Below are 24189 nucleotides of genomic sequence, written 5' to 3' on the forward strand. Positions count from 1 at the left end.
TATGAGTATGACAGATAAGTTATTAAACGGTTTAAATCCACAGCAACAAAAAGCAGTACAAACAACGAATGGACCACTTCTATTAATGGCAGGTGCAGGTAGTGGTAAGACACGTGTGTTAACACATCGTATTGCGTATTTACTTGGTGAAAAAGGTGTAGCACCATGGAATGTACTAGCTATTACCTTCACAAATAAAGCAGCTCGTGAAATGCGTGAGCGTATTGATACACTTGTGGGACCAGAAGCAGAAGATATTTGGATTTCGACGTTTCACTCTATGTGTGTACGTATTTTACGACGCGATATCGATCGTATTGGTATTAATCGTAACTTTACAATCTTAGATTCAGGTGATCAGCTAACTGTAGTCAAAAAAATTATGAAAGAGCGCAATGTTGATCCGAAGAAATTTGAGCCGCGCTCTATTTTAGCGGGTATTAGTAATGCGAAAAATGAACTGTTATCTGCGGATAAATATGCAAAAAAAATTACAATGGCTGATCCATATGAAAAATTAACGAGCGATGTATACACAGAGTATCAAAAACGTCTTTTGAAAAATAATTCATTAGACTTTGATGATTTAATTATGACGACGATTCAGCTATTTGAACGTGTTCCAGAAGTACTAGAGTTTTATCAGCGTAAGTTCCAATATATTCATGTTGATGAGTATCAAGATACGAATAAAGCGCAATATCTTCTTGTTAAACATTTGGCAGCGCGTTTTAAAAATCTTTGCGTTGTGGGTGACTCTGACCAGTCTATTTATCGCTGGCGTGGTGCAGATATTTCTAACATTTTGTCATTCGAAAAAGACTATGAGAATGCACAAGTAATTCTGTTAGAACAAAACTATCGTTCGTCACAAAATATTTTAAATGCAGCGAATGCTGTTATTGAAAAAAATACGAATCGTAAGCCGAAGAAATTATGGACAGACAATCAAGTTGGAAGTAAAATCTCGTATTATCGTGCTGCAACTGAAAAGGACGAAGTGTATTTTGTTGCAAAAAAAATTCGTGACGATATTCAAATGGGGAAACGAAAATATACTGATTTTGCAGTGCTATATCGTACGAATGCTCAGTCTCGTATGGTCGAGGAGATTTTCCTTAAATCTAACATTCCATATAAAATTGTCGGGGGTACGAAGTTCTACGATCGTAAAGAGATTAAAGATATTTTGGCGTACTTACGTTTAATCGGTAATCCAGATGATGAAATTAGTTTTGCACGTATTATAAATGTGCCAAAGCGTGGCATTGGTGCGACTTCTATCGATAAAATTATTAATTACGGTGTGCAAAATGGAATTTCATTAACTGCTGTATTTGATGAGATTGAGCATGTTGGAGTAAGTGCAAAAATTACAAAGGCAGTAAAAGAATTCGCGAATTTATTAAATAACTGGGTAAATATGCAAGAGTATTTATCTGTTACAGAATTAGTAGAAGAAGTTATTGAAAAAACAGGCTATCGCGATATGTTGAAAAATGAACGTTCTTTAGAAGCGGAAGGTCGTTTAGAAAACTTAGACGAGTTCTTATCTGTTACGCAAACATTTGAATCTCAAAGCGAAGATAAGAGCCTTGTTGCATTCTTAACAGATTTAGCACTTGTTGCTGATATTGATCGTGTAGATGAAGACCCAACTGCTGGTGAAGAAGTTATTTTAATGACGATGCACTCGGCGAAAGGATTAGAGTTCCCGGTTGTCTTTATTGTTGGCTTAGAGGAAGGGATATTCCCTCATACTCGTTCTCTTATGGAAGAGGATGAAATGCAAGAAGAACGTCGTCTTGCTTATGTAGGTATTACTCGTGCAGAAGAAGAGCTATATTTATCTAACGCGCAAATGCGTACATTATTTGGTAGAACAAGTATGAACGCTGCGTCTCGATTTATTACAGAAATCCCGACAGAACTAGTGGAATCATTAAATGAAACAGCGCCGAAGCGTGAAACATCGTTTGGTACAAAAGGCAGAACGGCAAGTAGCGGCAAAACGACAATCACAACAGCAACACGCTCTCGTTCAGCTTTCGCGCGCCCTGCAGCTAAGACGACAGGCGGCGAACAAATTGGCTGGGCAGTAGGAGATAAAGCTTCCCACCAAAAATGGGGAGTCGGTACAGTTGTAAGTGTAAAAGGTGAAGGTGATGCAAAAGAATTAGATATTGCGTTCCCAAGCCCAATTGGTGTTAAACGTTTGTTAGCAAAATTTGCACCTGTGACGAAACAATAGGAAAGGAATGAGGATATGTCAAAAGAGATAGTAAAAAAACGTATAGAAGAATTACGTGACTTGTTAAATACATTTAACTATCAATATCACGTATTAGACAATCCTTCTGTTTCTGATGCGGAATATGACCGTAATATGCAGGAGCTTATAAAATTAGAAGCAGAGAACCCAGAGTTTATGAGTGAAGATTCTCCCTCCGTTCGCGTTGGGGGGACTGTTCTTGATATATTTGAAAAAGTAACACATAAGTCACCAATGTTAAGTTTAGGAAATGCATTTAACGAAGGAGATTTACGTGATTTCGACAGAAGAGTACGTCAAGGAATTGATGGTGCGAATGTAAGATATATATGTGAATTAAAAATTGACGGGCTTGCCGTTTCGCTTCATTATGAAAAAGGACGCTTCATTCAAGGGGCGACACGTGGTGATGGTGTAACGGGTGAAGATATTACTCAAAATTTAAAAACGATTAAAGCTATCCCACTTCGTTTAAATGAAGAAGTAACGTTAGAAGCAAGAGGCGAAGCTTATATGCCGAAGCGTTCATTCGTTAAACTAAATGAAGAAAAAGAGCAAAATGGAGAAGATGTATTTGCGAATCCGCGTAATGCAGCAGCAGGTTCAATACGTCAACTTGATCCGAAAATTGCAGCGAAGCGTAACTTATCTATGTTTGTGTATGGTCTTGCGAATGTAGAAGAAAAAACAATTTCATCACATAGTGAATCGCTGGATTTCTTAGGTGAACTCGGATTTAAGACAAATCCAAATCGCCGTACATGTGAAACAATTGAAGAAGTTATAGCTTATGTAGAAGAATGGCAAGAAAAACGTCCGCATCTTGATTATGAGATTGATGGAATCGTTATAAAAGTAGATGATGTTGCTCTTCAAGAAAGTCTAGGAACTACAGCGAAGAGTCCAAGATGGGCGATTGCTTATAAATTCCCAGCTGAAGAAGTTGTAACGAGATTAACAGGCATTGAATTAAGTGTTGGCCGAACAGGGGTTGTAACACCGACTGCAGAACTAGAGCCAGTGAGAGTTGCTGGTACGATTGTTCGTCGTGCTTCTTTACATAACGAAGATTTAATTCGCGAAAAAGACATTCGAATTGGTGACTACGTTGTTGTGAAGAAGGCTGGAGATATTATTCCTGAAGTTGTGAACGTTATTTTTGATAAGCGTACTGGTGAGGAAGAAGAATACCGCATGCCAACTCATTGTCCAGCATGTGAGAGTGAACTTGTTCGTTTAGAAGAAGAAGTAGCACTTCGTTGTATAAATCCAACTTGTCCTGCTCAAATTCGAGAGGGATTAATCCATTTCGTTTCAAGAAATGCGATGAATATTGATGGACTTGGAGAACGTGTCATTACACAACTCTTTGATGCAGATTATATTCGTACATTTGCTGATTTATATGCATTGACGAAAGAGCAATTATTACAGTTAGAACGTTTTGGTGAAAAATCAGCAACAAACTTAATACAAGCAATTGAAAATTCTAAAGAAAACTCGTTAGAGCGATTATTATTTGGTCTTGGAATTCGCCACGTTGGAGCGAAAGCAGCACGTACATTTGCAGAGCACTTTGAAACGATGGATGAGCTTGTAAAAGCAACGGAAGAAGAACTAAAAGCAATTAATGAAATTGGCGAAAAAATGGCTCAATCTGTTGTGACATATTTTGATAATGAAGATGTATTAGAGTTATTACAGCAGTTTAAAGAGTATGGCGTAAATATGACATACAAAGGTATAAAAATTGCAGATTTACAAAATGTTGAATCTTACTTCGCAGGAAAAACGGTTGTTTTAACAGGTAAGCTAGAAGTTATGGGACGAAGTGAAGCGAAGAAGAAGATTGAGGCATTAGGTGGAAAAGTAACAGGAAGTGTTAGTAAGAGTACGGATTTAGTTGTTGCAGGTGAAGCAGCTGGTTCGAAATTAGCACAAGCGGAGAAACATAATGTTGAGGTTTGGAATGAAGAGAGGTTCTTACAAGAGCTAAATAAGTAAGAGGTGCAAACTTACCATGAAAAAAATAGCATTAGCGGTATTAAGCCTTGGCCTACTTGTAAGTGGGTGTAGTGCAGGTGCCGACAAAGATGAAAAAGTGGCTGGGAAATCGGGGAAAGCAAAAGAACAATCAGTTGTTCCAAAATACGCTATTTCGGATGAATATTATAAGACGACTATTCCATTTGATGGTGGAAAGGCACGTGGTTTAGTGGTGCAAGGGTTAAATAGTCGCCTTGATATAGATGAATTTGAAACAGGATTAATGCGAATTGCAAAAGAATCATTTAGTACGAAAGATAATTTTTTAAAAGGCGGAAAAGCTCTAGATACTCAAACTATACAGATGCTTGTTAAAAGAAAACGTACAGATGCTGAACAAAAGGAACTAGAGGAAAAATTAAAAAAAGATGCAGTTAAATTTCCTAATATAGGATTAAATCCTGCATTAGGAACAGGATCCGAATCACTAGAAGTGAAAAATAAAAAAAATCCAATATATATTTCAAATATTTTAGAGCATGATTATTATGTGAAAAAAGGCGATAACGGCGAGGAACGTGTTGGTATGGTAGTTGGATTAGCGATGAATTCTGTTCAATATTTTAACGAAGAGCATGGTTACCCACGTGAAGCTGCAATCCCAGATGAAAAGATGTTAGCTGAAGGGAAAAAAATGGCGCAAGAAATTTTGAAAGTCATACATCAAAAAGAACCTGAAACAAAAAATATTCCGATAACATTTGCGATTTATCGCCAAGCTCCAAAGTCTTCGCTCGTGCCAGGTAATTTTGTTTCTTATGCAAATGTCGAAAAAGGTAGTGAAACGGTTGAAGATTGGAAACAAATTAATGAAAAATATTATTTGTTCCCATCAGAGCAAGCGAAAACAGATAATAAACGTGAAGATCTTGCAAGAGTATCCAACTTTAAGGCAAAACTAAGCGATTATTTCCAAGGCGACTATACAGCTGTTATTGGTACTGGTATGTATAGAGATGATGAATTAAGAGAAATGAAGCTTGATATTCCTGTCCAGTTTAATGGAAAAGCGGAAATAGTTGGTTTTACACAATATGTGGCAGGGCTTGTTATGGAATACTTCCCGAATTATATGAAAGTACAAGTAACGATTAAATCTGTAGAACGCCCAGAAGCTATTATTATACGTGAAGCAAAACAAGATGAACCACTTGTGAAAATTTTAGATTAAATATGAAGGCTGTTCCTCTATGGAACAGCTTTTTTTCTTATGTAATTTTGTTATAATTTAAAATGTTGTAAAAAATAGGGGTAAGGGGTAAAGCTCATGGAAGAATTAAGTTTTCAAGTCATTATTTTATTAATTGCATTCGGTTTTTTAGCAGCTTTTATTGATTCCGTTGTTGGAGGAGGAGGGTTAATTTCGCTTCCTGCACTTATGTTTGTTGGCCTATCGCCAGCTTCGGCAATTGCAACGAATAAATTAGCGGCAACAATGGGGACGTTTACGAGTGCGATGTATTTCATTCGATCAGGAAAAGTTGATTTTAAAATTGTAGGAAAGTTAATCCCGTTAACTATTGTTGGAGCTGTTGCAGGTGCTTTAGTAGTAAAATTTATTCCATCGGATATTTTACGCCCATTAGTACTTGTAATGTTGGTATTTATTGCTATTTATATTATTGCAAAAAAGAATTGGGGAAGTGTGTCTACCTATAAGAAGATGACGCAAAGAAAAACATTAATATTTTTCTTTGCTATTTTAATGATAGGATTTTATGATGGTTTTTTGGACCAGGGACAGGGTCGTTTTTAATTTTTGCATTTTTATTAATTGGCTTGGATTTTATTCAAGCGGCAGCATCTGGAAAACTTTTGAACTTTGTTAGTAATATTGTATCTTTAATTACTTTTTTATTCTTAGACATAATTCATTTTGAATACGGTATTATCATGGGATTATCAATGATCTTAGGTGCTTATTTTGGATCGAAGTTTGCGGTTCAAAAAGGTGTTGGATATGTAAGGACTTTATTTTTGTTGGTTACTATATTATTGATCGGGAAAAATGTTTTGGAATATACTCATATTTTGTAGATTCATACGCATGTATGAATCTCTTTTTTTATTATATTTTAAAAATTTATTAATTTTTAAAATATAAGTCTAGGAATATTTGAATAAATCTAAATTATCGTGTAGAATAATGTTGTAAAATGTAAACGTTTTTCTAAGGGGAGGCTAAAAAAATGGTAGTAGCATACAAACATGAGCCATTTACAGATTTTTCAGTGGAGGCTAACAAATTAGCGTTTGAAGAAGGTTTAAAGAAAGTAGAATCTTATCTTGGACAAGACTATCCATTAATTATCGGGGGAGAAAAAATCACTACAGAAGACAAAATTGTTTCTGTAAACCCTGCAAATAAAGAGGAACTTGTTGGTCGTGTTTCAAAAGCAAGCCGTGAGTTAGCTGAAAAAGCAATGCAAGTAGCGGATGAAACATTCCAAACTTGGAGAAAATCAAAGCCAGAAATGCGTGCAGACATTTTATTCCGTGCTGCAGCAATCGTTCGTCGCAGAAAACATGAATTCTCTGCTATTCTTGTAAAAGAAGCAGGTAAGCCATGGAATGAGGCAGATGCTGATACAGCAGAAGCAATCGACTTTATGGAATATTATGGTCGTCAAATGTTAAAATTAAAAGACGGTATTCCAGTAGAAAGCCGTCCAATTGAATATAATCGTTTCTCTTACATTCCATTAGGAGTAGGTGTTATCATTTCTCCTTGGAACTTCCCATTCGCAATTATGGCAGGTATGACAACAGCTGCTTTAGTTTCTGGTAACACAGTATTACTAAAACCAGCTAGTACAACTCCTGTAGTAGCAGCGAAATTTATGGAAGTATTAGAAGAAGCTGGCTTACCAGCTGGCGTAGTAAACTTCGTTCCAGGTAACGGTTCTGAAGTTGGTGACTACTTAGTAGATCATCCTCGTACACGTTTCATAAGCTTCACGGGATCTCGTGATGTAGGTATCCGTATCTACGAGCGTGCAGCGAAAGTAAACCCAGGACAAATTTGGTTAAAACGTGTTATCGCTGAAATGGGCGGTAAAGATACAATCGTTGTTGATAAAGAAGCAGATCTTGAATTAGCAGCTAAGTCTATCGTTGCATCAGCATTCGGATTCTCAGGACAAAAATGTTCTGCATGTTCTCGTGCAGTAATCCATGAAGATGTATACGATCACGTATTAAATCGTGCTGTTGAATTAACAAAAGAATTAACAGTTGCTAACCCAGCGGTATTAGGTACAAACATGGGTCCTGTTAATGACCAAGCTGCATTTGATAAAGTAATGAGCTATGTTGCAATTGGTAAAGAAGAAGGTAGAATCTTAGCAGGTGGCGAAGGAGACGATTCTAAAGGCTGGTTCATCCAACCAACAATCGTTGCTGACGTTGCAGAAGATGCTCGCTTAATGAAAGAAGAAATCTTCGGACCAGTAGTAGCATTCTGTAAAGCGAAAGACTTCGATCATGCACTTGCAATTGCAAACAATACGGAATACGGTTTAACAGGTGCTGTTATTACTAACAACCGTGACCATATTGAAAAAGCACGCGAAGACTTCCACGTTGGTAACTTATACTTCAACCGTGGATGTACTGGTGCAATCGTAGGTTACCAACCATTCGGTGGCTTTAACATGTCTGGTACAGACTCTAAAGCTGGTGGACCTGATTACTTAGCACTTCACATGCAAGCAAAAACTACTTCTGAAACTTTATAAGAAATAGTAGAGGAGCTCTTCACAGAATGTGAAGAGCTCCTTTTAAAATTGAACCCCCATATATTACCGTCGTTCGAAGAGAATGAGCTAAAACCTATTAATAGCGTGATAAACATGTGAACAGAAATAAAATGATGAGAAAAGTTGACTTATTAGTCATATTTTTTAGTATTCATTTTGAGAATTTCCTGTATAATACAATTTGAAAGAAAATCTATGGTTCGACAAGGAACACTCCTTTCAGTTTTGCTCACTGAAAGGAGTGTTTTTTTATGTAGCTAAAAATTCTTGCGTGTTTATTACATTTGCATATACGCCATTTAAACTAGCTAAAATTGTATTGTGAATATAAACAGCTGGTATAGTAGCGCTCTTAAAAGAAAGGTCTTTTGTAGCACAAGCGTCATGTATAACGGTACATTGAAAGCCAAAATCGAATGTAGCCCTTACTGTTGCATCGATACACATATGAGTCATCATCCCGCATACAACGACATGTTCAATATTTAAACGTTTTAATTGCTCTAGAAGATTAGTTTCTCGGAAGCTATTTGGATAATGTTTGACTATAACTGTTTCTTCTCTAAGTGGACGTACGCTTTCATGAATATGTACACCTTCTGTATTAGGTAGGAAAAAAGTAGCGTCCTCTTTTATAGCTACGTGTTGGATATGAAAAATAGGTTCGCTGTTTGTTCTAAAGTGTTGTAATAACTGATTAGCATATTCGCTTGCTTCTACTGGATTACGCAATTCCATCTTTCCATTTGGAAAATAATCGTTTTGAATATCGACGAGTAAAAGAGCTGTTTTCATATATTTATCTTCCTCCGAGTTTCATATTCAAATAAATTTATTCAATTCGTAGAGAGGATTCTCCTGTTTAAAAATATGAGGAAGAAGAATTTTAAATAACCTTGAAAGTTACTATTTTTCAGATGAATATTCATCTGAAAATTTTAATAAAGGAATAATTAATATTTTTCTAAAAAATGTATTGACTCTTATTATTCTGAGTTCTATAATGAGAATTAATTAAACGACAATTAAATCGATACATTCTTATCCAGAGAGGTGGAGGGACTGGCCCTACGATACCTCAGCAACGGGTTTTTTAATACCGTGCTAACTCCAGCAAGCCATATAAAGGCTTGGAAGATGAGAAGATGTGAACGAGTACATATAAGTGCTCTCCTTCTTATCTTTATGGTTGATAAGAAGGAGGGCACTTTTTATTTTACCTCGAAAGCTCTGCTTCAAGTTTTTACAGCATATAGGAGGGAAAAAAATGATTTCTTTTACCAATGTAAGTAAAGTGTATGAATCAGCTGGCCAATCTGTTCATGCGGTGGAGGATGTAACATTATCAGTTGAGAAAGGCGAAATTTTTGGCATTATCGGTTTTAGTGGCGCTGGAAAGAGTACGTTATTACGCCTAGTAAATATGTTAGAGAGACCGACGGCAGGAACGATTTCAATAGATGATAAAGATATTACATCATTATCGACGAAAGAATTGCGTAAACTAAGACAAAGAATCGGAATGATTTTTCAAAGTTTTAATTTATTTAATTCAAGAACAGTATTTGGAAATATTGCTTATCCATTAAAGTTAGCGAAAGTACCAAAGAATGAGATAAAAGAAAGAGTAAATGAACTGCTGAAGTTTGTAGGGTTAGAAGATAAAGCAAACTATTATCCAGAGCAGCTATCAGGTGGGCAAAAGCAGCGTGTGGGCATTGCTAGAGCACTTGCGACATCGCCAGATATTCTTATATGTGATGAGGCAACATCAGCCTTAGATCCAGAAACAACGACAGAAATTCTAAACTTATTAAAGAAAGTAAATCGAGAATACAATTTAACAATTCTTCTTATTACACATGAAATGCATGTTGTGAAAGAAATTTGTCACCGTGTAGCTGTAATGGAGAAGGGGAAAGTTATTGAAGAAGGAAAACTGTTTGATGTTTTTACGCAACCAAAAACAAAGACGACTCAAAACTTTGTACGTTCTGTCATTAATGATCATTTACCGGAAAGTGTTCTAGCGAAAATTCAAAATGGTGGTCAAATTTATCGTCTAACATTTACTGGTGAGGAGACAGGACAGCCGGTACTATCATATATCGCAAAAAACTATAACGTCGATGTAAATGTACTGTACGGAAATATTATTGAACTTCAAAATGTGCTATTTGGAAATCTTCTTGTAGAGTTGCAAGGTGAGCAGAGGGAAATTCAAAAAGCATTACAACATCTAAGACTGCAAGTGCAGCTGAAGGAGGTAGAAGCTCATGCGAGTTGATTGGAGTATATTTTGGCCGCGCATACTAGATGCGACGGGGGATACCCTCTTAATGGTAATTGTAACCCTTATATTCGCTACAATTCTGGGTATACCTCTAGGTTTACTTTTATATGTAACGAGAAAAGGAAACTTTTTAGAAAATAAATGGGTCTTTTCTATTCTTAACATCATAATTAATACAATTCGTCCGGTACCATTCATTATCTTTTTAGTAGCCTTGAGTCCACTAACAAGAAGTGTTATCGGAACGACGATTGGAACAGCAGCGGCAATTTTCCCGATGACGTTAGTCGCATCAATTGGTATTGCTAGAATGGTTGAAACAAACCTTGTTTCCGTTCCGAAAGGAGTAATTGAAGCAGCGCAAGCAATGGGCGCCTCGCCAATTAGAATTGTTTTTGAAATCCTTGTACCAGAAGCGTTAGCACCATTAATCTTAGGTGTCACATTTATGACAGTTGGTTTAATCGAATTTTCTGCAGTTGCTGGGCTTGTCGGTGGTGGAGGTCTTGGTGACTTGGCAATGACATATGGTTATCAACGTTTTGATACATCAGTTATGTTCGTAACGGTCGTGTTACTTATCATTCTCGTACAGATAGCTCAAAATTTAGGAAACTACTTTGCGAAAGTCTTGTTACGCAGATCATAAAAAGGAAGAGAGGAAAAGAAAATGAAGAAAATTTTAGCATTTGCATTATCAGTGATTGTAGGAGTCTCAGCATTAAGCGGCTGCTCAAGTGGAGACACGGGTGCAGGAGCGAAAGAAAAAGTAGTTCGCGTCGGTGTAACTGGAACGGATGGAGACGCTTGGGAAATTTTGAAGAAAAAAGCTGAAAAAGAAGGGATTAAGATTAAACTGGTGGAGTTCTCTGATTACACAACGCCAAATAAAGCGTTAGCTGATGGAGATATTGAATTAAACTCATTCCAGCATATTGCTTTCTTAGAGCAATTTAAAAAAGAGCATAAGTTAGATATTACAGCTGTTGGTACAACGCAAATTGCGCCAATGGGTTTATACTCTGAAAAATATAAGAAAGCAAATGAAATCCCAGATGGTTCAGAAATTGCAATTCCAAACGATCCAACGAACCAAGCACGTGCATTAAAACTTCTTGATGCAGCTGGATTATTAAAGCTTAAAAAAGACTTTGGTCTATTTGGAGATCCAAGTGGTATTGCTGAAAATCCGAAGAAATTAAAAATTACACCGGTTATCGCACAGCAAACACCTCGTGTGTTAAAAGATGTTGCAGCATCAGTTATTAATAACGGTGTTGCTGGTCAAGCTGGATTAGATCCAGCGAAGGATCCTATTTTCTTAGAAGATCCAAAGAATGAAAATGCGAAGCCATATATTAATATTTTTGCAGCTCGTACGAAAGATAAAGATGATCCAACATTGAAAAAAGTAATTGAACTATATCATTCAAAAGAAGTAACAGATGCAATTAAGAAAGAAACAAATGATGGTTCCATTTCAGTAGATCTTTCACTTGATGAGCTTGAAAAAATCGTAAAATAATCATTGGGTTTAATGGACTAACAGAAGGAACCCCTCCGCTGTTAGTTCGTTCAACATATAAACTTAACAAACAAACCCTAACTCTGTACCTTCCAATTTTGTATAACATAGAATCCAATGTTTGTTAAGTAGAGTGATAGACCAGGAATTTTCCTGGTCTTTTTTTATGAATGAAAGTAGCTAGCGAACAGTAAGGTGATCCAAATTATAATGGGATAAGAAAATAAGCTGAAAAGGAGTGTAATTACGAATTGCTTTGGATGAATTAAGTGTTTTTTTGATAAAAAAAGAAAATAGAAAAGAGAGTAATGAAAAATGCTGATATTACGCCGGGGTTATAAGAGCGATAAATGAAAAACAAAATAATATGTTGAACAGAGTTGAAGAAGATGGCCCCTTGTATAAAAATAATCCAGCATATAGAAGACAAGAAGTTAAGTTGATATAGAAAGACGATAAGTAATACAAAGATTGTTAATACGGAAATGGCGATGAAAAATTGTTGGCTAGTTATAAGACGGATTGAAAATTGATTAGCAAGGTATTGTGGCATTTGGAAAGCTTCTTCAAGGTTATGAATGAAAAATAATAAGGGAATGATCCAGAATATAGTAGTGGAATGTTTTTTCATCAATTTACATCACTCCAATAAAGTATAGAAAGCCTAAAAAAGGCCCTCTATACAGAGATGGTTATTCAATTATGATATTTTTTAAATTAACTTCATGATGCTCTCGTTCTTTCAGATAAGCAGCTAGTTCCTCTTGTAAAATATTTAATATTTGCTTAGCTGATTGTTGGATTGGATTAGGTAGCTCTTCTAATATATGCATCCCGACTTTTACTTTTGTACGAATTACCCTTCGTAGTAATTCCTCATGCATGTACTACACCTCCAAACCGAATATTTAGTATATCTTCTTCAAATTTTGCTCCTTGAATAGAAAGGTGTGTTAATGTTTTTGGTAACGTGATGTTCCGTTTAACAGAACCCGCTCGAATAATAAGTTCATCACCTTTTTGATTTAAGGAAAGTTCACTTTTGTTTGAGAAGGGAATGGACAGAACGAAAATATACTCATCGCCATCCTTTTTTACATATTGAGTGCGCCCGTTAAATTTTACTTCTGTAGGGGAATGATCAGTTTTAAATAAAGAATCTCCTACACGTTCTAACATAGACAAACCAACAACTTCTTGTTCAAACATTGGAGCTTCGTAAATAGGAAGGGGTTGAAAACTATCTTGAATTAATGTTTTATATTTCTTCTGTGTATCTTTCCATGCCTGAAAATAAGGATCGGTGACAGTGTTAGGGATGACGCGGTTAATCATAATGGCATCTACGTTATAATCGTATAAATTCAAATAAGTAAAGCTGCGCTGGGCTTCCTTAATGACCATTTTTTCAGGATTTACAACGATGCGGATACTTGTTACTTCTCGATTTGATAAAATATCTCTCATTTCTCCGAGCTTTTCAAGTGTACTTGTTAATTCGTCCATAATATCGTCGGTTGGAAGAGGAACACCAAGGAGTGGTTGAGCTACAGGACGAACGACTTTTAAAACTTTTCTTTTAATAGGAAATAATTTTTCCATCCACCAGCCGAGCATGTCTGGAAAGCTTAACATTGCTAATGTTTCTCCTGTTGGAGCACAATCAATGATAATAACATCATATGTGTTTTGTTTATAATAATCGAGTACGCGAAGTAGGCTAATTAAATCTTCCATACCAGGAAACATCGTTAACTCTTCTGTTGTAATATCATCAGCTGCTTTGGAAGTGAAGAGTAGTGTAATATATTTCTGTAATTTTCCCCAGCCTTTTTCCATTTCATAAATTGTATTAATTTCTTGTGCCCACAAATTTTCACGAATTTCTAGTGGTTCAGAAGATAGCTTTATACCAAATGAATCTCCTAAACTATGAGCAGGATCTGTGCTCATTACTAATGTTTTTAATCCTTGTTTCGCACTTTGAATTGCTGTTGCTGCTGAAATGCTAGTTTTTCCTACGCCGCCTTTACCTGTATACAAGATAATTCTCATCATTCATATCCCCTTTGTTTCGAATGTCGAATATTACGAGTGTCGAAGTAAATAGTTGAATAAAAACCCAGATAGGGTTTTATTCAATCGGAATGTTTTTCATTTTAGGTGTAGAAACTTTTTCTTCTGTTTTCTGCTGTGACGTAGCGATGTGATTCATGATTTTTTGGAAGATTTGTAGTAAGAATGCTTTTTCTTCTTCTGATAATGCTTCTGTTACTAAGCTAAAGTAATGGGCCGCATTTTGTTTTACTTCTTGAACGAGCATTACGCCGTTTTCTGTTAACCGAATTAATACAATACGTCGGTCATTTTCATCACGGTAGCGTTCAATAAATCCCTTTTTTACAAGGCGATTTACAACGCCCGTTGTTGTACTCATCGGTATATCAAGAAGATCAGCAATTTTCGTCATTGTAATATCGGTATTTCGTTCCATCCAAAGTAAACAAAATACTTCTGTTTTAGAAAGTGTTAAATCTAGGCTTACCCATTCTTCAGGATAGAAAAGTTTCTTGGCGTTATCTAGCAGTAAGTCTAAAAAATGTTCATATTGCAACAATTAATTCCACTCCCGTATATTTCGAGGTTCGTAATATTTATTTTTATTTTATGTAGAATAGAAATAATTGTCAATGATTTTAAATGTTTTTTCAGATTAGGCAGAAAACTTTCTTTAAAATAGTATTCTTTTATGATAGATTTATAAATATAAAACTAGAATTTACATAAAAATCCATCATGGTAAATATACTTATCTATAATGGGTATACAGCTAACGAGGGGGAGAACGATGAGAAGACGTAATACGCAAGCGTTCACGTTTTTAGCATGGACTTCATTTGTTTGTGCGCTTTCAGGTATGCTAATTGGGATTTATACGTTAGATGAAACGCTTAGTGTAAAAGGATACTATTTAATTGGAACATTATTTTTAACGATGTCTTGTTTTGTATTACAAAAAACAATTCGTGATAATGAAGAAGATAACGAGAGATTTCCGAAAAATAAACCGTTAGATAAAGAGTAAATTGTAAAGAAAGGCATTTGCCTTTCTTTTTTTATGTAAAAATGGCGTAAGTACTCTGTGTTGACTTGCTTGAAGTACTGAAAATTTGGTATCATCAATAGTATTGTAGATTGAACGATATATTATGGAGGTGGCCTAGCCGTGTCAAGAATTTCCGTTGAGAATGTAAAGCACGTAGCACATTTAGCACGTCTTGCAATTACTGATCAAGAAGCAGAAAAATTTCAAAAACAACTAGATGCAATTGTTACATTTGCAGAACAGTTAAATGAATTAGATACAACAGATGTAAAACCAACAACTCATGTATTAACTATGAAAAATGTTATGCGTGAAGATGTACCAGAAAAAGGTTTACCAGTTGAAGAAGTATTAAAAAATGCACCGGATCACAAAGATAATCAAATCCGTGTTCCAGCAGTATTAGAATAGAGGAGGGGAATTTCGATGTCATTATTTGATCATTCAGTATCAGAGTTACATAAGAAGTTAAACAGCAAAGAAATTTCCGTTACGGATTTAGTAGAAGAATCTTACAAACGTATTGCGGATGTTGAAGATAACGTAAAAGCTTTTCTTACATTAGATGAAGAAAATGCACGCGCAAAAGCGAAAGAATTAGATGCAAAAATTGGCGCTGAAGATAATGGTTTATTATTCGGTATGCCAATTGGTGTAAAAGATAACATTGTAACTAACGGTCTTCGTACAACTTGTGCGAGCAAAATGTTAGCAAACTTCGATCCAATTTATGATGCGACAGTTGTGCAAAAGCTAAAAGCTGCTGACACAATTACAATCGGTAAATTAAACATGGACGAGTTCGCAATGGGTTCTTCAAATGAAAACTCAGGATTCTACGCTACGAAAAACCCATGGAACTTAGATTACGTTCCGGGCGGATCTAGTGGTGGTTCTGCAGCAGCTGTAGCAGCAGGAGAAGTACTATTCTCTCTAGGTTCTGATACGGGTGGTTCTATCCGTCAGCCAGCTGCATATTGCGGTGTTGTAGGTTTAAAACCAACTTATGGACGCGTATCTCGTTACGGATTAGTAGCATTCGCATCTTCACTTGACCAAATCGGACCGATTACACGTACAGTAGAAGACAATGCATACTTATTACAAGCTATTTCAGGTATTGACCGCATGGATGCAACTTCTGCAAACGTTGAAGTTGGAAACTATTTAGCTGGTTTAACAGGCGATGTTAAAGGTTTACGCATTGCTGTACCGAAAGAATACTTAGGCGAAGGTGTTGGCGAAGAAGCTCGTGAGTCAGTACTAGCTGCTTTAAAAGTATTAGAAGGTATGGGCGCAACTTGGGAGGAAGTATCGCTTCCACACTCTAAATACGCTCTAGCAACGTATTACTTACTATCTTCTTCTGAAGCATCTGCGAACCTTTCACGCTTTGATGGCGTGCGTTACGGTGTTCGTTCTGATAATGTCAATAACTTATTAGATCTTTACAAAAACACACGTAGTGAAGGTTTCGGTGATGAAGTTAAACGTCGTATTATGCTTGGTACATTTGCGCTTAGCTCTGGTTACTATGATGCATATTACAAGAAAGCACAACAAGTACGTACATTAATTAAAAACGACTTTGAAAATGTATTTGCTAACTATGATGTTATTATTGGACCAACAACGCCAACTCCGGCATTTAAAGTGGGCGAAAAAGTTGATGATCCAATGACAATGTATGCAAATGACATTTTAACAATCCCAGTAAACTTAGCGGGTGTTCCAGCGATTTCTGTTCCATGTGGATTCGGTGCTAACAACATGCCACTTGGTCTACAAATCATTGGTAAACACTTCGATGAAGCGACAATTTACCGCGTTGCACATGCGTTTGAGCAAGCAACAGACTATCATACAAAAAAAGCAAGTCTGTAAGGAGGCGAGCATAGATGAATTTAGAAACAATTATTGGTTTAGAGGTTCACGTTGAGTTAAAAACAAATTCGAAAATTTTCTCTGCGAGTCCAACAGAATTCGGAGCGGAGCCAAATACACAAACAAGTGTAATTGACTTAGGATACCCAGGGGTACTTCCTACTTTAAATAAAGAAGCAGTTAACTTTGCAATGAAAGCTGCAATGGCATTAAACTGTGAAATCGCAACGGAAACAAAGTTTGACCGTAAAAACTATTTCTATCCAGATAACCCGAAAGCTTACCAAATCTCTCAATTTGATAAGCCAATTGGTGAAAATGGTTGGATTGAAATCGAAGTAGACGGTAAAAAGAAACGTATCGGTATTACACGTCTTCATTTAGAAGAAGATGCTGGTAAATCAACGCATACAGCTGATGGTTCATTAGTAGACTACAACCGTCAAGGTATGCCTTTAATCGAGATCGTATCTGAGCCAGATATGCGTACGCCAGAAGAAGCATATGCATACTTAGAGAAGTTAAAATCAATCATTCAATACACTGGTGTATCTGATTGTAAGATGGAAGAAGGTTCATTACGTTGTGATGCGAACATTTCTCTTCGTCCAGTTGGACAAGAGAAGTTCGGTACAAAAGCGGAACTGAAAAACTTAAACTCATTCACTTACGTACAAAAAGGTCTTGAGCATGAGCAAGTGCGCCAAGAAAAAGAACTGTTATCTGGTGGCATCATCCAACAAGAAACACGTCGTTATGATGAAGCAACAAAGAAAACAATCTTAATGCGTGTGAAAGAAGGATCTGACGATTACCGTTACTTCCCGGAGCCAGACTTAGTTGAACTTTACATTGATGATGAGTGGAAAGAAGCAGTTCGAGCTTCTATTCCAGAACTTCCAGATGCACGTAAAGCTCGCTACGTTGCAGAATTAGGCTTACCAGCTTATGATGCACACGTGTTAACATTAACGAAAGAAATGTCTGATTTCTTTGAAGCAACTGTTGCAGACGGTGCTGATGCGAAATTAACATCGAACTGGTTAATGGGTGAAGTACTTGCATACTTAAACAAACAACAAAAAGAATTAAAAGACGTTGCATTAACGCCTGCTGGTTTATCTAAAATGGTTCAATTAATTGAAAAAGGTACAATTTCTTCTAAAATCGCGAAGAAAGTATTTAACGAATTAATTGAAAAAGGTGGAGACCCAGAAGAAATCGTTAAAGCGAAAGGTCTTGTTCAAATTTCTGATGAGGGTACACTTCGTAAAGTTGTAACAGAAATTCTTGATAATAATGAGCAATCTATCGAAGACTTTAAAAACGGTAAAGACCGTGCAATTGGCTTCTTAGTTGGTCAAATTATGAAAGCTACAAAAGGACAAGCAAATCCACCACTTGTTAACAAAATCTTACTTGAAGAGATTAATAAGCGATAATAGTAGTGACTTTTAAAGATTAAGCAGAAAAACACCCGTACATGGGTGTTTTTCTAGGTTAATCAAACGTTTGTTTAAATGAGACAAAATCGTTTAAACAAACGTTTGATTAACTGTCAAAAGTGGAAAAATGTTTGTATAGCAACTATGGTATGATAGTTGCAAAAAGGTGGGAATAATGATAAATCTAAACATAGAGGTTTTTTTTCATCTCATGAAATAATAGATAGTTATTATTCGTTATATGTAAATTTTTATGGAAGAATGGATAGAAATAAAGTGAAACTTTAATCAGTAGGAGGTTCATCCACCATTGATTATTAGCCCTCACCAATCGGGCATTTACTGCCCGCAAATAGCGGGATAAATTTTGGAGTCAAATAAAAAAACCATTGAAATGAATATTTACTTTTGATGGACTACACGAATCGGGTTCTTACTGCCTGTTTGAGCGGGATAAAAGAAGGATAGCAAGATGAGAGGAGGTAGGCATGGGAATACTGAATAGAAGTTCAGTATGTTCTTTTTCGATACATAAAGAAATTTCCTGTGCTAATAAATGATGAAGCGAGCAAGAATTATTTATAATCCTACTTCTGGGCGTGAGCTATTTAAGAAGAGCTTACCAGAAGTATTACAAAAATTAGAACAAGCTGGCTATGAGACATCTTGTCATGCGACAACGGGTCCTGGAGACGCTACTGTGGCGGCGAGGCAAGCTGCGGATCGTAAGTTTGATGTTGTTATTGCGGCTGGTGGCGACGGTACATTAAATGAAGTAGTAAACGGTTTAGTTGGGCATGAATTCCGTCCGAAATTTGGAATTATTCCAGTTGGAACGACAAATGACTTTGCACGTGCAATTGGTGTACCTCGTTCTATTGAAGAGGCAGCAGATATTATTTGCGAAGGAAAAACAGTGCCATTAGACCTCGGTAGAGCGAACGATACATATTTTATTAACATCGCTGGTGGCGGTCGTATTACAGAATTAACATACGAAGTACCGAGTAAGTTAAAGACAGTATTAGGACAACTTGCTTATTACCTAAAAGGTATCGAGATGTTACCATCATTGCATCCGACATATGTTGAAATTGAGTATGATGGAAAGTTACTACAAGAAGAAATTACGATGTTTTTAATTACGAATACTCGTTCAGTAGGTGGATTTGAAAAGGTAGCACCGTATGCATCTATTAACGATGGGTTATTTGACCTATTAGTACTGAAAAAAGGTTCTATCGCTGATTTAATTAAAGCAGCAACACAAGCACAACGTGGTGAACATATTAATAATCCAAAAGTGTTATATACACAAGCGAACCGAATTAAAGTACATTCACCAGATAAACTAATGATTAATTTAGATGGTGAGTATGGTGGAGATGCACCGATGGAATTCGAAAATATATATCATTGTTTAGAACTATTTGTTCCTGAACATCAAGAGGATGCCCTGTAAAGGCATCCTTTTTACTTTGTTAAAATGAATTGTAAATTGGGAGTTAGTTTGATTTTTATGGTATTTTTACAATTCTTTTATTTTACATCCATACTTTATTGATACACTGGAAGAGATAAGAAATGAGAGGTAGGGTAACTAACTGTTACGATTTATTTAACCGATTATAACCAATGTTAATTAAATATATCAGTAAGCCCTGCTAGTCAAGTGATTGGCTAGTAGTGAGGGTTAACTGCGGGCAATCCCTAAAGCTGATTGAACTACAACGTGGCTAGAAATAGCGAGCGTGAATGTTGCGAAAGCAGAAAAAATCAATCAGATGGTGCAAGGTTAAATCCTAAACACTAGAACAATGGGTCTTCCGCCTCGAATCATCTAAGTCAAAAGTGATAGGATGAACGTTCAACGACTATCTCGTATAACTGACGAGAGTACATCACAAGCCTATGGTGGTGGAAAAATCCTCTATCTCTAAAGAGATAAACATATAGTCTGCGCTCATGTGAAAACATGAGAAGTTCATAAGAGAACTGGCTAAGGAATTGCGCCCTTAGTTGAACAAGATAAATTTTATTGAATCTATCAAACTTTATTGATTTTATCGAACGTACGTGCTATGTTTGGTTCGATGAGGTGAGAATAATAATGAAATTTTCACGAGTTAGTCAAGTATCGGAATTAACAGGTTTGCATCCGAGTGGTCTCAGGAGAATGCTGGTGGAACACGCTACGATTCAGAAGAACAAATCTTTCATTAAAGGAGTTACATTCTGATGATATTGGCGAAGAAAGTTAGACTGATTCCAACGCCTGAACAAGAAAAAGTGCTTAGAAACCATGCTGGTGCTGCAAGATTTGCTTATAACTATTGTAAAAGAATAAGTGATAGATATTATAAGCTATTTGGAAAATCTGTTTCACAGTTAGCTTTACAGAAACGATTTACAAAGATCAAGAAGCGAAAGAGATATGAGTGGTTACATGACATCAACGCACAAGTTCCTAAACAGGCTTCAAAAGATTTTGACAAGGCGCGAAAACATTCGTTCAAAAAGTACAAAAATGGTTATCACACTTCTTATAAATCCAAAAAAGATTTAATTCAAGGGTTTTATGCCAATTATGAAAGACTGATTATAGGAAAGAAAGTAGTTGATATTCAGTCTATTGGAGAAGTGAAAACAAGCCAACAACTACCAAGAAACAAAAAGCCATCCAATCCAAGAGTTACCTTTGATGGTCGTCACTGGTGGATTAGTGTAGGGTTCCAAGAAGACTTTGAATCACAAGAACTAACCAATGAGTCGATTGGTGTGGATGTTGGTTTAAAAGAGCTGTTTGTAGCTTCTAATGGTACGAAAGAACGAAATATAAACAAAGATGCTAAGGTTAAAAAACTTTTGAAAAGGAAAAAGTCAGCACAAAGAGATATGTCTAGGAGATTTAAAAAAGGTGTAAAAATTCAATCTGCCGGATATGAAAAAGCGAAAGCTGAGCACCTGCGGTTATCTAGGAAAATTACGAATATCCGAAATAACCATATCCATCAAGCAACAGCTAAATTGGTGAAAACCAAACCAATGAGAATTGTTGTGGAAGACTTATCTATTTCAAACCTGTTAAAAAACAAAAAACTATCGAAAGCATTTTCATTTCAAAAATTAAACTTCTTCTTTCAATGTTTGTCATACAAGTGCGAGAAGTATGGCATTGCGTATGTAAAAGCTGATAAATGGTTCGCCTCAAGCAAGATTTGTTCATATTGCGGCATGAAATACGACCATTCAGTTCAACCAGAAGGACAGTGGAGTTTAAAAATACGTGAGTGGCGTTGTGCTTCATGTAATAGCCATCACGATAGAGATTTAAATGCTTCGATAAATTTATCAAGATGGGTAAAATAAAAGCTTGATAATAGGAGGTAACGATACTGCCTCGTGTGGAGTGTTATACCCCTCGTCCCTTTGGGGCTGCGAGAACACGATGAAGCACTAACTTGTGTGAATTTGATTGAATTGTATAGATTTAGTTAAGTTTATCGTATCGGTGCTATGGAGAAGGTAAAAGCAATATTATTTGATAAAGATGGGACATTAATGGATTTTCATTCAATATGGATAAAAGTAGCTGAAGAACTTGTAGCTGAATGTATAAGTTTATATCATTTACCAAGTACAATGCGGCAGACCTTATTAGAAGAGATTGGTGTAGAGGGGGCATTTGTTAATCCAAGGAGTGCAATAGCTGCTGGAACAAGCCTTGATGTAGCGAAGGGGCTTTGTAATTATATTGAGTCTGCTAGAGAAGAAGAGATGCATCAGTGGGTAAGTGAGAAGTTATTTTCCCTTATGTATGAGCATCGTTCGCATATGAAAATGACAGCAGATTTACCGAAAGTGTTACAGGCATTAAAAGATAAAGGATTTATATTAGGGGTTGTCACGGCGGATGATTTTGCACCAACAGAATTATTTTTAAAACAATATAAGTTGGAGAACTTTTTTGATTATATTATAGCCTCGGATACATTCCCTGCGCAAAAACCAGATAAAAAGATTATAGAAGTGTTTTGTGAAAAATTTAATTTAGCATCATGTGAGGTTGCGGTTGTTGGAGATACGCCAACTGATTTACATTTAGCCCAAAATGGCGATTGCTATGCAATTGGGGTGCTATCTGGTACGGGAGACCGTCCAACATTAGAACCACTTGCTGATTTAGTGTTAGATTCTGTTGAAGAGTTTATTTCTCAATCGGGTGAGTTTTTCTGGGAGAAAGAAAAGTCTAATGTGTAAGGAAAATAAGTCTATAAAGACTCTTAATGAGTCTTTATAGACTTATTTTTTATGCCTGGATACAAAGAATATAGGATAAATGCTAGAAAAGAAAGTTGGCATACATTTTGCAATAAAAAGAGAAAACAATGTAAAGAAAAGGATGGGGTACGCAATGAACACAAAAAAATTTGCTAAAATAAATGAACAAATTCCAGGACCGAAAGCGGCATCTTTATTAGAACGCCGTCAAAATATAGTACCAAAAGGAGTAAGTAACGGCATCCCAACGTTTGTACAATCTGCAAATGGTGCTCTTGTAACAGATGTTGATGGTAATCAGTACATTGATTTTGCAGGAGCAATTGGGACAATTAACGTAGGGCATTGTCATCCAACGGTTAAAGAAGCGCTCCATAAACAAGTCGATCAATACATTCATACTGGATTTAATGTCATGATGTATGAGCCATATATTGAATTAGCGGAAAAGCTTGCGGCATTGGCACCGGGAAGTTTCGATAAGCAAGTCCTCTTTTTAAATAGTGGTGCAGAAGCAGTTGAGAACGCGGTGAAGATCGCTCGTAAATATACGAAGAGACCTGGTATTATCGCATTTTCTAAAGGTTTCCACGGGCGTACATTAATGACAATGACGATGACAAGTAAAGTGAAGCCATATAAATTTGGGTTTGGTCCCTTTGCTCCAGAAGTATATAAAGCGCCATTTCCATACGAATACCGTCGCCCAGAGGGATTAACGGAAGAGCAGTATGATGATTTTATTATTGAAGAGTTTACGAACTTCTTCATATCGGAAGTAGCACCAGAAACAATTGCAGCTGTTGTAATGGAACCTGTTCAAGGGGAAGGTGGATTTATCGTCCCAAGTAAGAAATTTGTTCAAGAAGTACGCCGCATTTGTTCAGAGAACGGCATCTTATTTGTAGCGGATGAAATACAAACAGGCTTTAGTCGTACAGGAAAATATTTTGCAATTGATCACTATGATGTCGTTCCAGATTTAATTACAGTGTCTAAATCATTAGGTGCTGGTGTACCGATAAGTGGTGTCATTGGACGTAAAGAAATTATGAATGAGTCTGCACCAGGTGAACTTGGTGGAACGTATGCAGGAAGTCCATTAGGATGTGCGGCTGCATTAGCTGTTCTCGATGTAATAGAAAATGAGAAATTAAATGATAGAGCGATAGAATTAGGAAAAGTCGTAATGAACCGATTCGAAGAGATGAAAAATAAATATCATTGCATCGGTGATGTGCGTGGGTTAGGAGCAATGTGTGCATTTGAGGTCGTTCAAGATCGTAAGACGAAAGCACCTGACAAAGCGTTAACAGCTAATCTATGTACAGAAGCAAATAAGCGTGGGTTACTGTTATTATCAGCAGGAACATATGGAAATGTTATCCGTGTGTTAATGCCTTTAGTTATTACAGATGAGCAACTTGAAGAAGGATTAACAATAATTGAAGAATCGTTGCAAGCTTGTTATGAACAAACAAACATCGCTCGCGTTTAAAAACTGAAGTATAAATAGCAAACATTCTAGCTGACTCTATATTAAATGCAGAAAATTCACTTTATAATAAAGGTAGTGAAG

19 protein-coding genes, 3 pseudogenes and 1 riboswitch are annotated in these 24189 nt (G+C 36.3%); of the genes and pseudogenes, 17 read left to right on the forward strand and 5 right to left on the reverse strand.

Annotated features, from left to right (window positions below):
- Window position 1: 1 nt before the first annotated feature.
- The 5 genes and pseudogenes from pcrA to pruA all read left to right on the forward strand — a co-directional run bounded on the left by pcrA (window position 2) and on the right by pruA (window position 8055).
- Window positions 2-2251, forward strand: coding sequence for a DNA helicase PcrA (pcrA, locus tag HMPREF1014_RS24750; protein ID WP_009327583.1), 2250 nt, complete (start codon window positions 2-4; stop codon window positions 2249-2251).
- 15 nt (window positions 2252-2266) lie between these two features.
- Window positions 2267-4276, forward strand: a complete 2010-nt coding sequence (gene ligA / locus HMPREF1014_RS24755) for an NAD-dependent DNA ligase LigA (RefSeq protein WP_000031613.1) — start codon at window positions 2267-2269, stop codon at window positions 4274-4276.
- Window positions 4277-4292: 16 nt separating this feature from the next.
- A complete protein-coding gene (locus tag HMPREF1014_RS24760; RefSeq protein WP_000717034.1) occupies window positions 4293-5489 on the forward strand; it encodes a CamS family sex pheromone protein in 1197 nt (398 codons plus the stop codon).
- A 96-nt stretch (window positions 5490-5585) separates the two neighbouring features.
- A pseudogene (locus HMPREF1014_RS24765) lies at window positions 5586-6355 on the forward strand (TSUP family transporter).
- Window positions 6356-6507: 152 nt separating this feature from the next.
- Entirely contained in the window at window positions 6508-8055 is a 1548-nt protein-coding gene (gene pruA, locus HMPREF1014_RS24770) for an L-glutamate gamma-semialdehyde dehydrogenase (RefSeq protein ID WP_000259551.1), read from the forward strand.
- Window positions 8056-8305: 250 nt separating this feature from the next.
- Here the strand turns inward: pruA and HMPREF1014_RS24775 are convergent.
- A pseudogene (locus HMPREF1014_RS24775) lies at window positions 8306-8871 on the reverse strand (cysteine hydrolase family protein).
- Window positions 8872-9114: 243 nt separating this feature from the next.
- A riboswitch (SAM riboswitch) is annotated at window positions 9115-9220 on the forward strand.
- A 123-nt stretch (window positions 9221-9343) separates the two neighbouring features.
- On the opposite strand from HMPREF1014_RS24775, the gene HMPREF1014_RS24780 reads away from it, so the two are divergent.
- Genes HMPREF1014_RS24780 through HMPREF1014_RS24790 form a run of 3 tightly spaced genes read left to right on the forward strand, consistent with a single transcriptional unit; the run spans window position 9344 to window position 11894 of the window.
- Complete coding sequence (locus tag HMPREF1014_RS24780; RefSeq protein WP_000623013.1) at window positions 9344-10363, forward strand: methionine ABC transporter ATP-binding protein; 1020 nt, start codon at window positions 9344-9346, stop codon at window positions 10361-10363.
- Window positions 10353-11018, forward strand: coding sequence for a methionine ABC transporter permease (locus tag HMPREF1014_RS24785; RefSeq protein ID WP_001261865.1), 666 nt, complete (start codon window positions 10353-10355; stop codon window positions 11016-11018). Before HMPREF1014_RS24780 ends, HMPREF1014_RS24785 begins: the two co-directional genes overlap by 11 nt.
- A gap of 21 nt (window positions 11019-11039) precedes the next feature.
- A complete protein-coding gene (locus HMPREF1014_RS24790; RefSeq protein WP_000721612.1) occupies window positions 11040-11894 on the forward strand; it encodes a MetQ/NlpA family ABC transporter substrate-binding protein in 855 nt (284 codons plus the stop codon).
- 164 nt (window positions 11895-12058) lie between these two features.
- Here HMPREF1014_RS24790 and HMPREF1014_RS24795 read toward each other — a convergent pair.
- The 4 genes and pseudogenes from HMPREF1014_RS24795 to HMPREF1014_RS24810 all read right to left on the reverse strand — a co-directional run bounded on the left by HMPREF1014_RS24795 (window position 12059) and on the right by HMPREF1014_RS24810 (window position 14511).
- Window positions 12059-12525, reverse strand: a pseudogene (locus HMPREF1014_RS24795) (HXXEE domain-containing protein).
- A 61-nt stretch (window positions 12526-12586) separates the two neighbouring features.
- The gene (locus HMPREF1014_RS24800; protein ID WP_000544105.1) at window positions 12587-12778 is read right to left on the reverse strand and encodes a DUF3926 domain-containing protein; all 192 of its coding nucleotides are present in this window, start codon (window positions 12776-12778) and stop codon (window positions 12587-12589) included.
- The gene (locus HMPREF1014_RS24805) at window positions 12771-13952 is read right to left on the reverse strand and encodes an ArsA family ATPase (protein WP_001985980.1); all 1182 of its coding nucleotides are present in this window, start codon (window positions 13950-13952) and stop codon (window positions 12771-12773) included. The genes HMPREF1014_RS24800 and HMPREF1014_RS24805 overlap by 8 nt, the downstream gene beginning before the upstream one ends.
- 76 nt (window positions 13953-14028) lie before the next feature.
- The gene (locus tag HMPREF1014_RS24810) at window positions 14029-14511 is read right to left on the reverse strand and encodes a MarR family winged helix-turn-helix transcriptional regulator (protein ID WP_000942463.1); all 483 of its coding nucleotides are present in this window, start codon (window positions 14509-14511) and stop codon (window positions 14029-14031) included.
- A gap of 231 nt (window positions 14512-14742) precedes the next feature.
- Between HMPREF1014_RS24810 and HMPREF1014_RS24815 the strand changes: the two genes are divergently transcribed.
- The 9 genes from HMPREF1014_RS24815 to gabT all read left to right on the forward strand — a co-directional run bounded on the left by HMPREF1014_RS24815 (window position 14743) and on the right by gabT (window position 24108).
- On the forward strand, window positions 14743-14979 hold the full coding sequence (locus HMPREF1014_RS24815) for a YiaA/YiaB family inner membrane protein (protein ID WP_001254393.1): 237 nt from the start codon (window positions 14743-14745) through the stop codon (window positions 14977-14979).
- A gap of 141 nt (window positions 14980-15120) precedes the next feature.
- Window positions 15121-15411, forward strand: coding sequence for an Asp-tRNA(Asn)/Glu-tRNA(Gln) amidotransferase subunit GatC (gene gatC, locus HMPREF1014_RS24820; RefSeq protein WP_000086999.1), 291 nt, complete (start codon window positions 15121-15123; stop codon window positions 15409-15411).
- A 15-nt stretch (window positions 15412-15426) separates the two neighbouring features.
- Window positions 15427-16884, forward strand: coding sequence for an Asp-tRNA(Asn)/Glu-tRNA(Gln) amidotransferase subunit GatA (gatA, locus tag HMPREF1014_RS24825; protein WP_000051455.1), 1458 nt, complete (start codon window positions 15427-15429; stop codon window positions 16882-16884).
- Between the two features lie 14 nt (window positions 16885-16898).
- Window positions 16899-18326 carry an Asp-tRNA(Asn)/Glu-tRNA(Gln) amidotransferase subunit GatB gene (gene gatB / locus HMPREF1014_RS24830; protein WP_001047685.1) on the forward strand — a complete coding sequence of 476 codons (1428 nt, stop codon included), beginning with the start codon at window positions 16899-16901 and terminating at the stop codon, window positions 18324-18326.
- Between the two features lie 559 nt (window positions 18327-18885).
- Window positions 18886-19791, forward strand: a complete 906-nt coding sequence (locus HMPREF1014_RS24835) for a diacylglycerol kinase (protein WP_000977679.1) — start codon at window positions 18886-18888, stop codon at window positions 19789-19791.
- Window positions 19792-20439: 648 nt separating this feature from the next.
- On the forward strand, window positions 20440-20568 hold the full coding sequence (locus HMPREF1014_RS32315) for a hypothetical protein (protein WP_000672782.1): 129 nt from the start codon (window positions 20440-20442) through the stop codon (window positions 20566-20568).
- The gene (locus tag HMPREF1014_RS24840) at window positions 20568-21698 is read left to right on the forward strand and encodes an RNA-guided endonuclease InsQ/TnpB family protein (protein WP_000599309.1); all 1131 of its coding nucleotides are present in this window, start codon (window positions 20568-20570) and stop codon (window positions 21696-21698) included. Before HMPREF1014_RS32315 ends, HMPREF1014_RS24840 begins: the two co-directional genes overlap by 1 nt.
- Window positions 21699-21845: 147 nt before the next feature.
- Window positions 21846-22589 (forward strand): HAD family hydrolase, encoded by a 744-nt coding sequence (locus HMPREF1014_RS24845; RefSeq protein WP_000416670.1) that lies wholly within the window; start codon window positions 21846-21848, stop codon window positions 22587-22589.
- Between the two features lie 154 nt (window positions 22590-22743).
- Window positions 22744-24108: a 4-aminobutyrate--2-oxoglutarate transaminase gene (gene gabT / locus HMPREF1014_RS24850; protein ID WP_001092997.1), complete on the forward strand. Its 1365-nt coding sequence runs from the start codon at window positions 22744-22746 to the stop codon at window positions 24106-24108.
- Window positions 24109-24189 lie beyond the last annotated feature (81 nt).

It is taken from the genome of Bacillus sp. 7_6_55CFAA_CT2 (assembly GCF_000238655.1).
Lineage (GTDB): Bacteria > Bacillota > Bacilli > Bacillales > Bacillaceae_G > Bacillus_A > Bacillus_A cereus.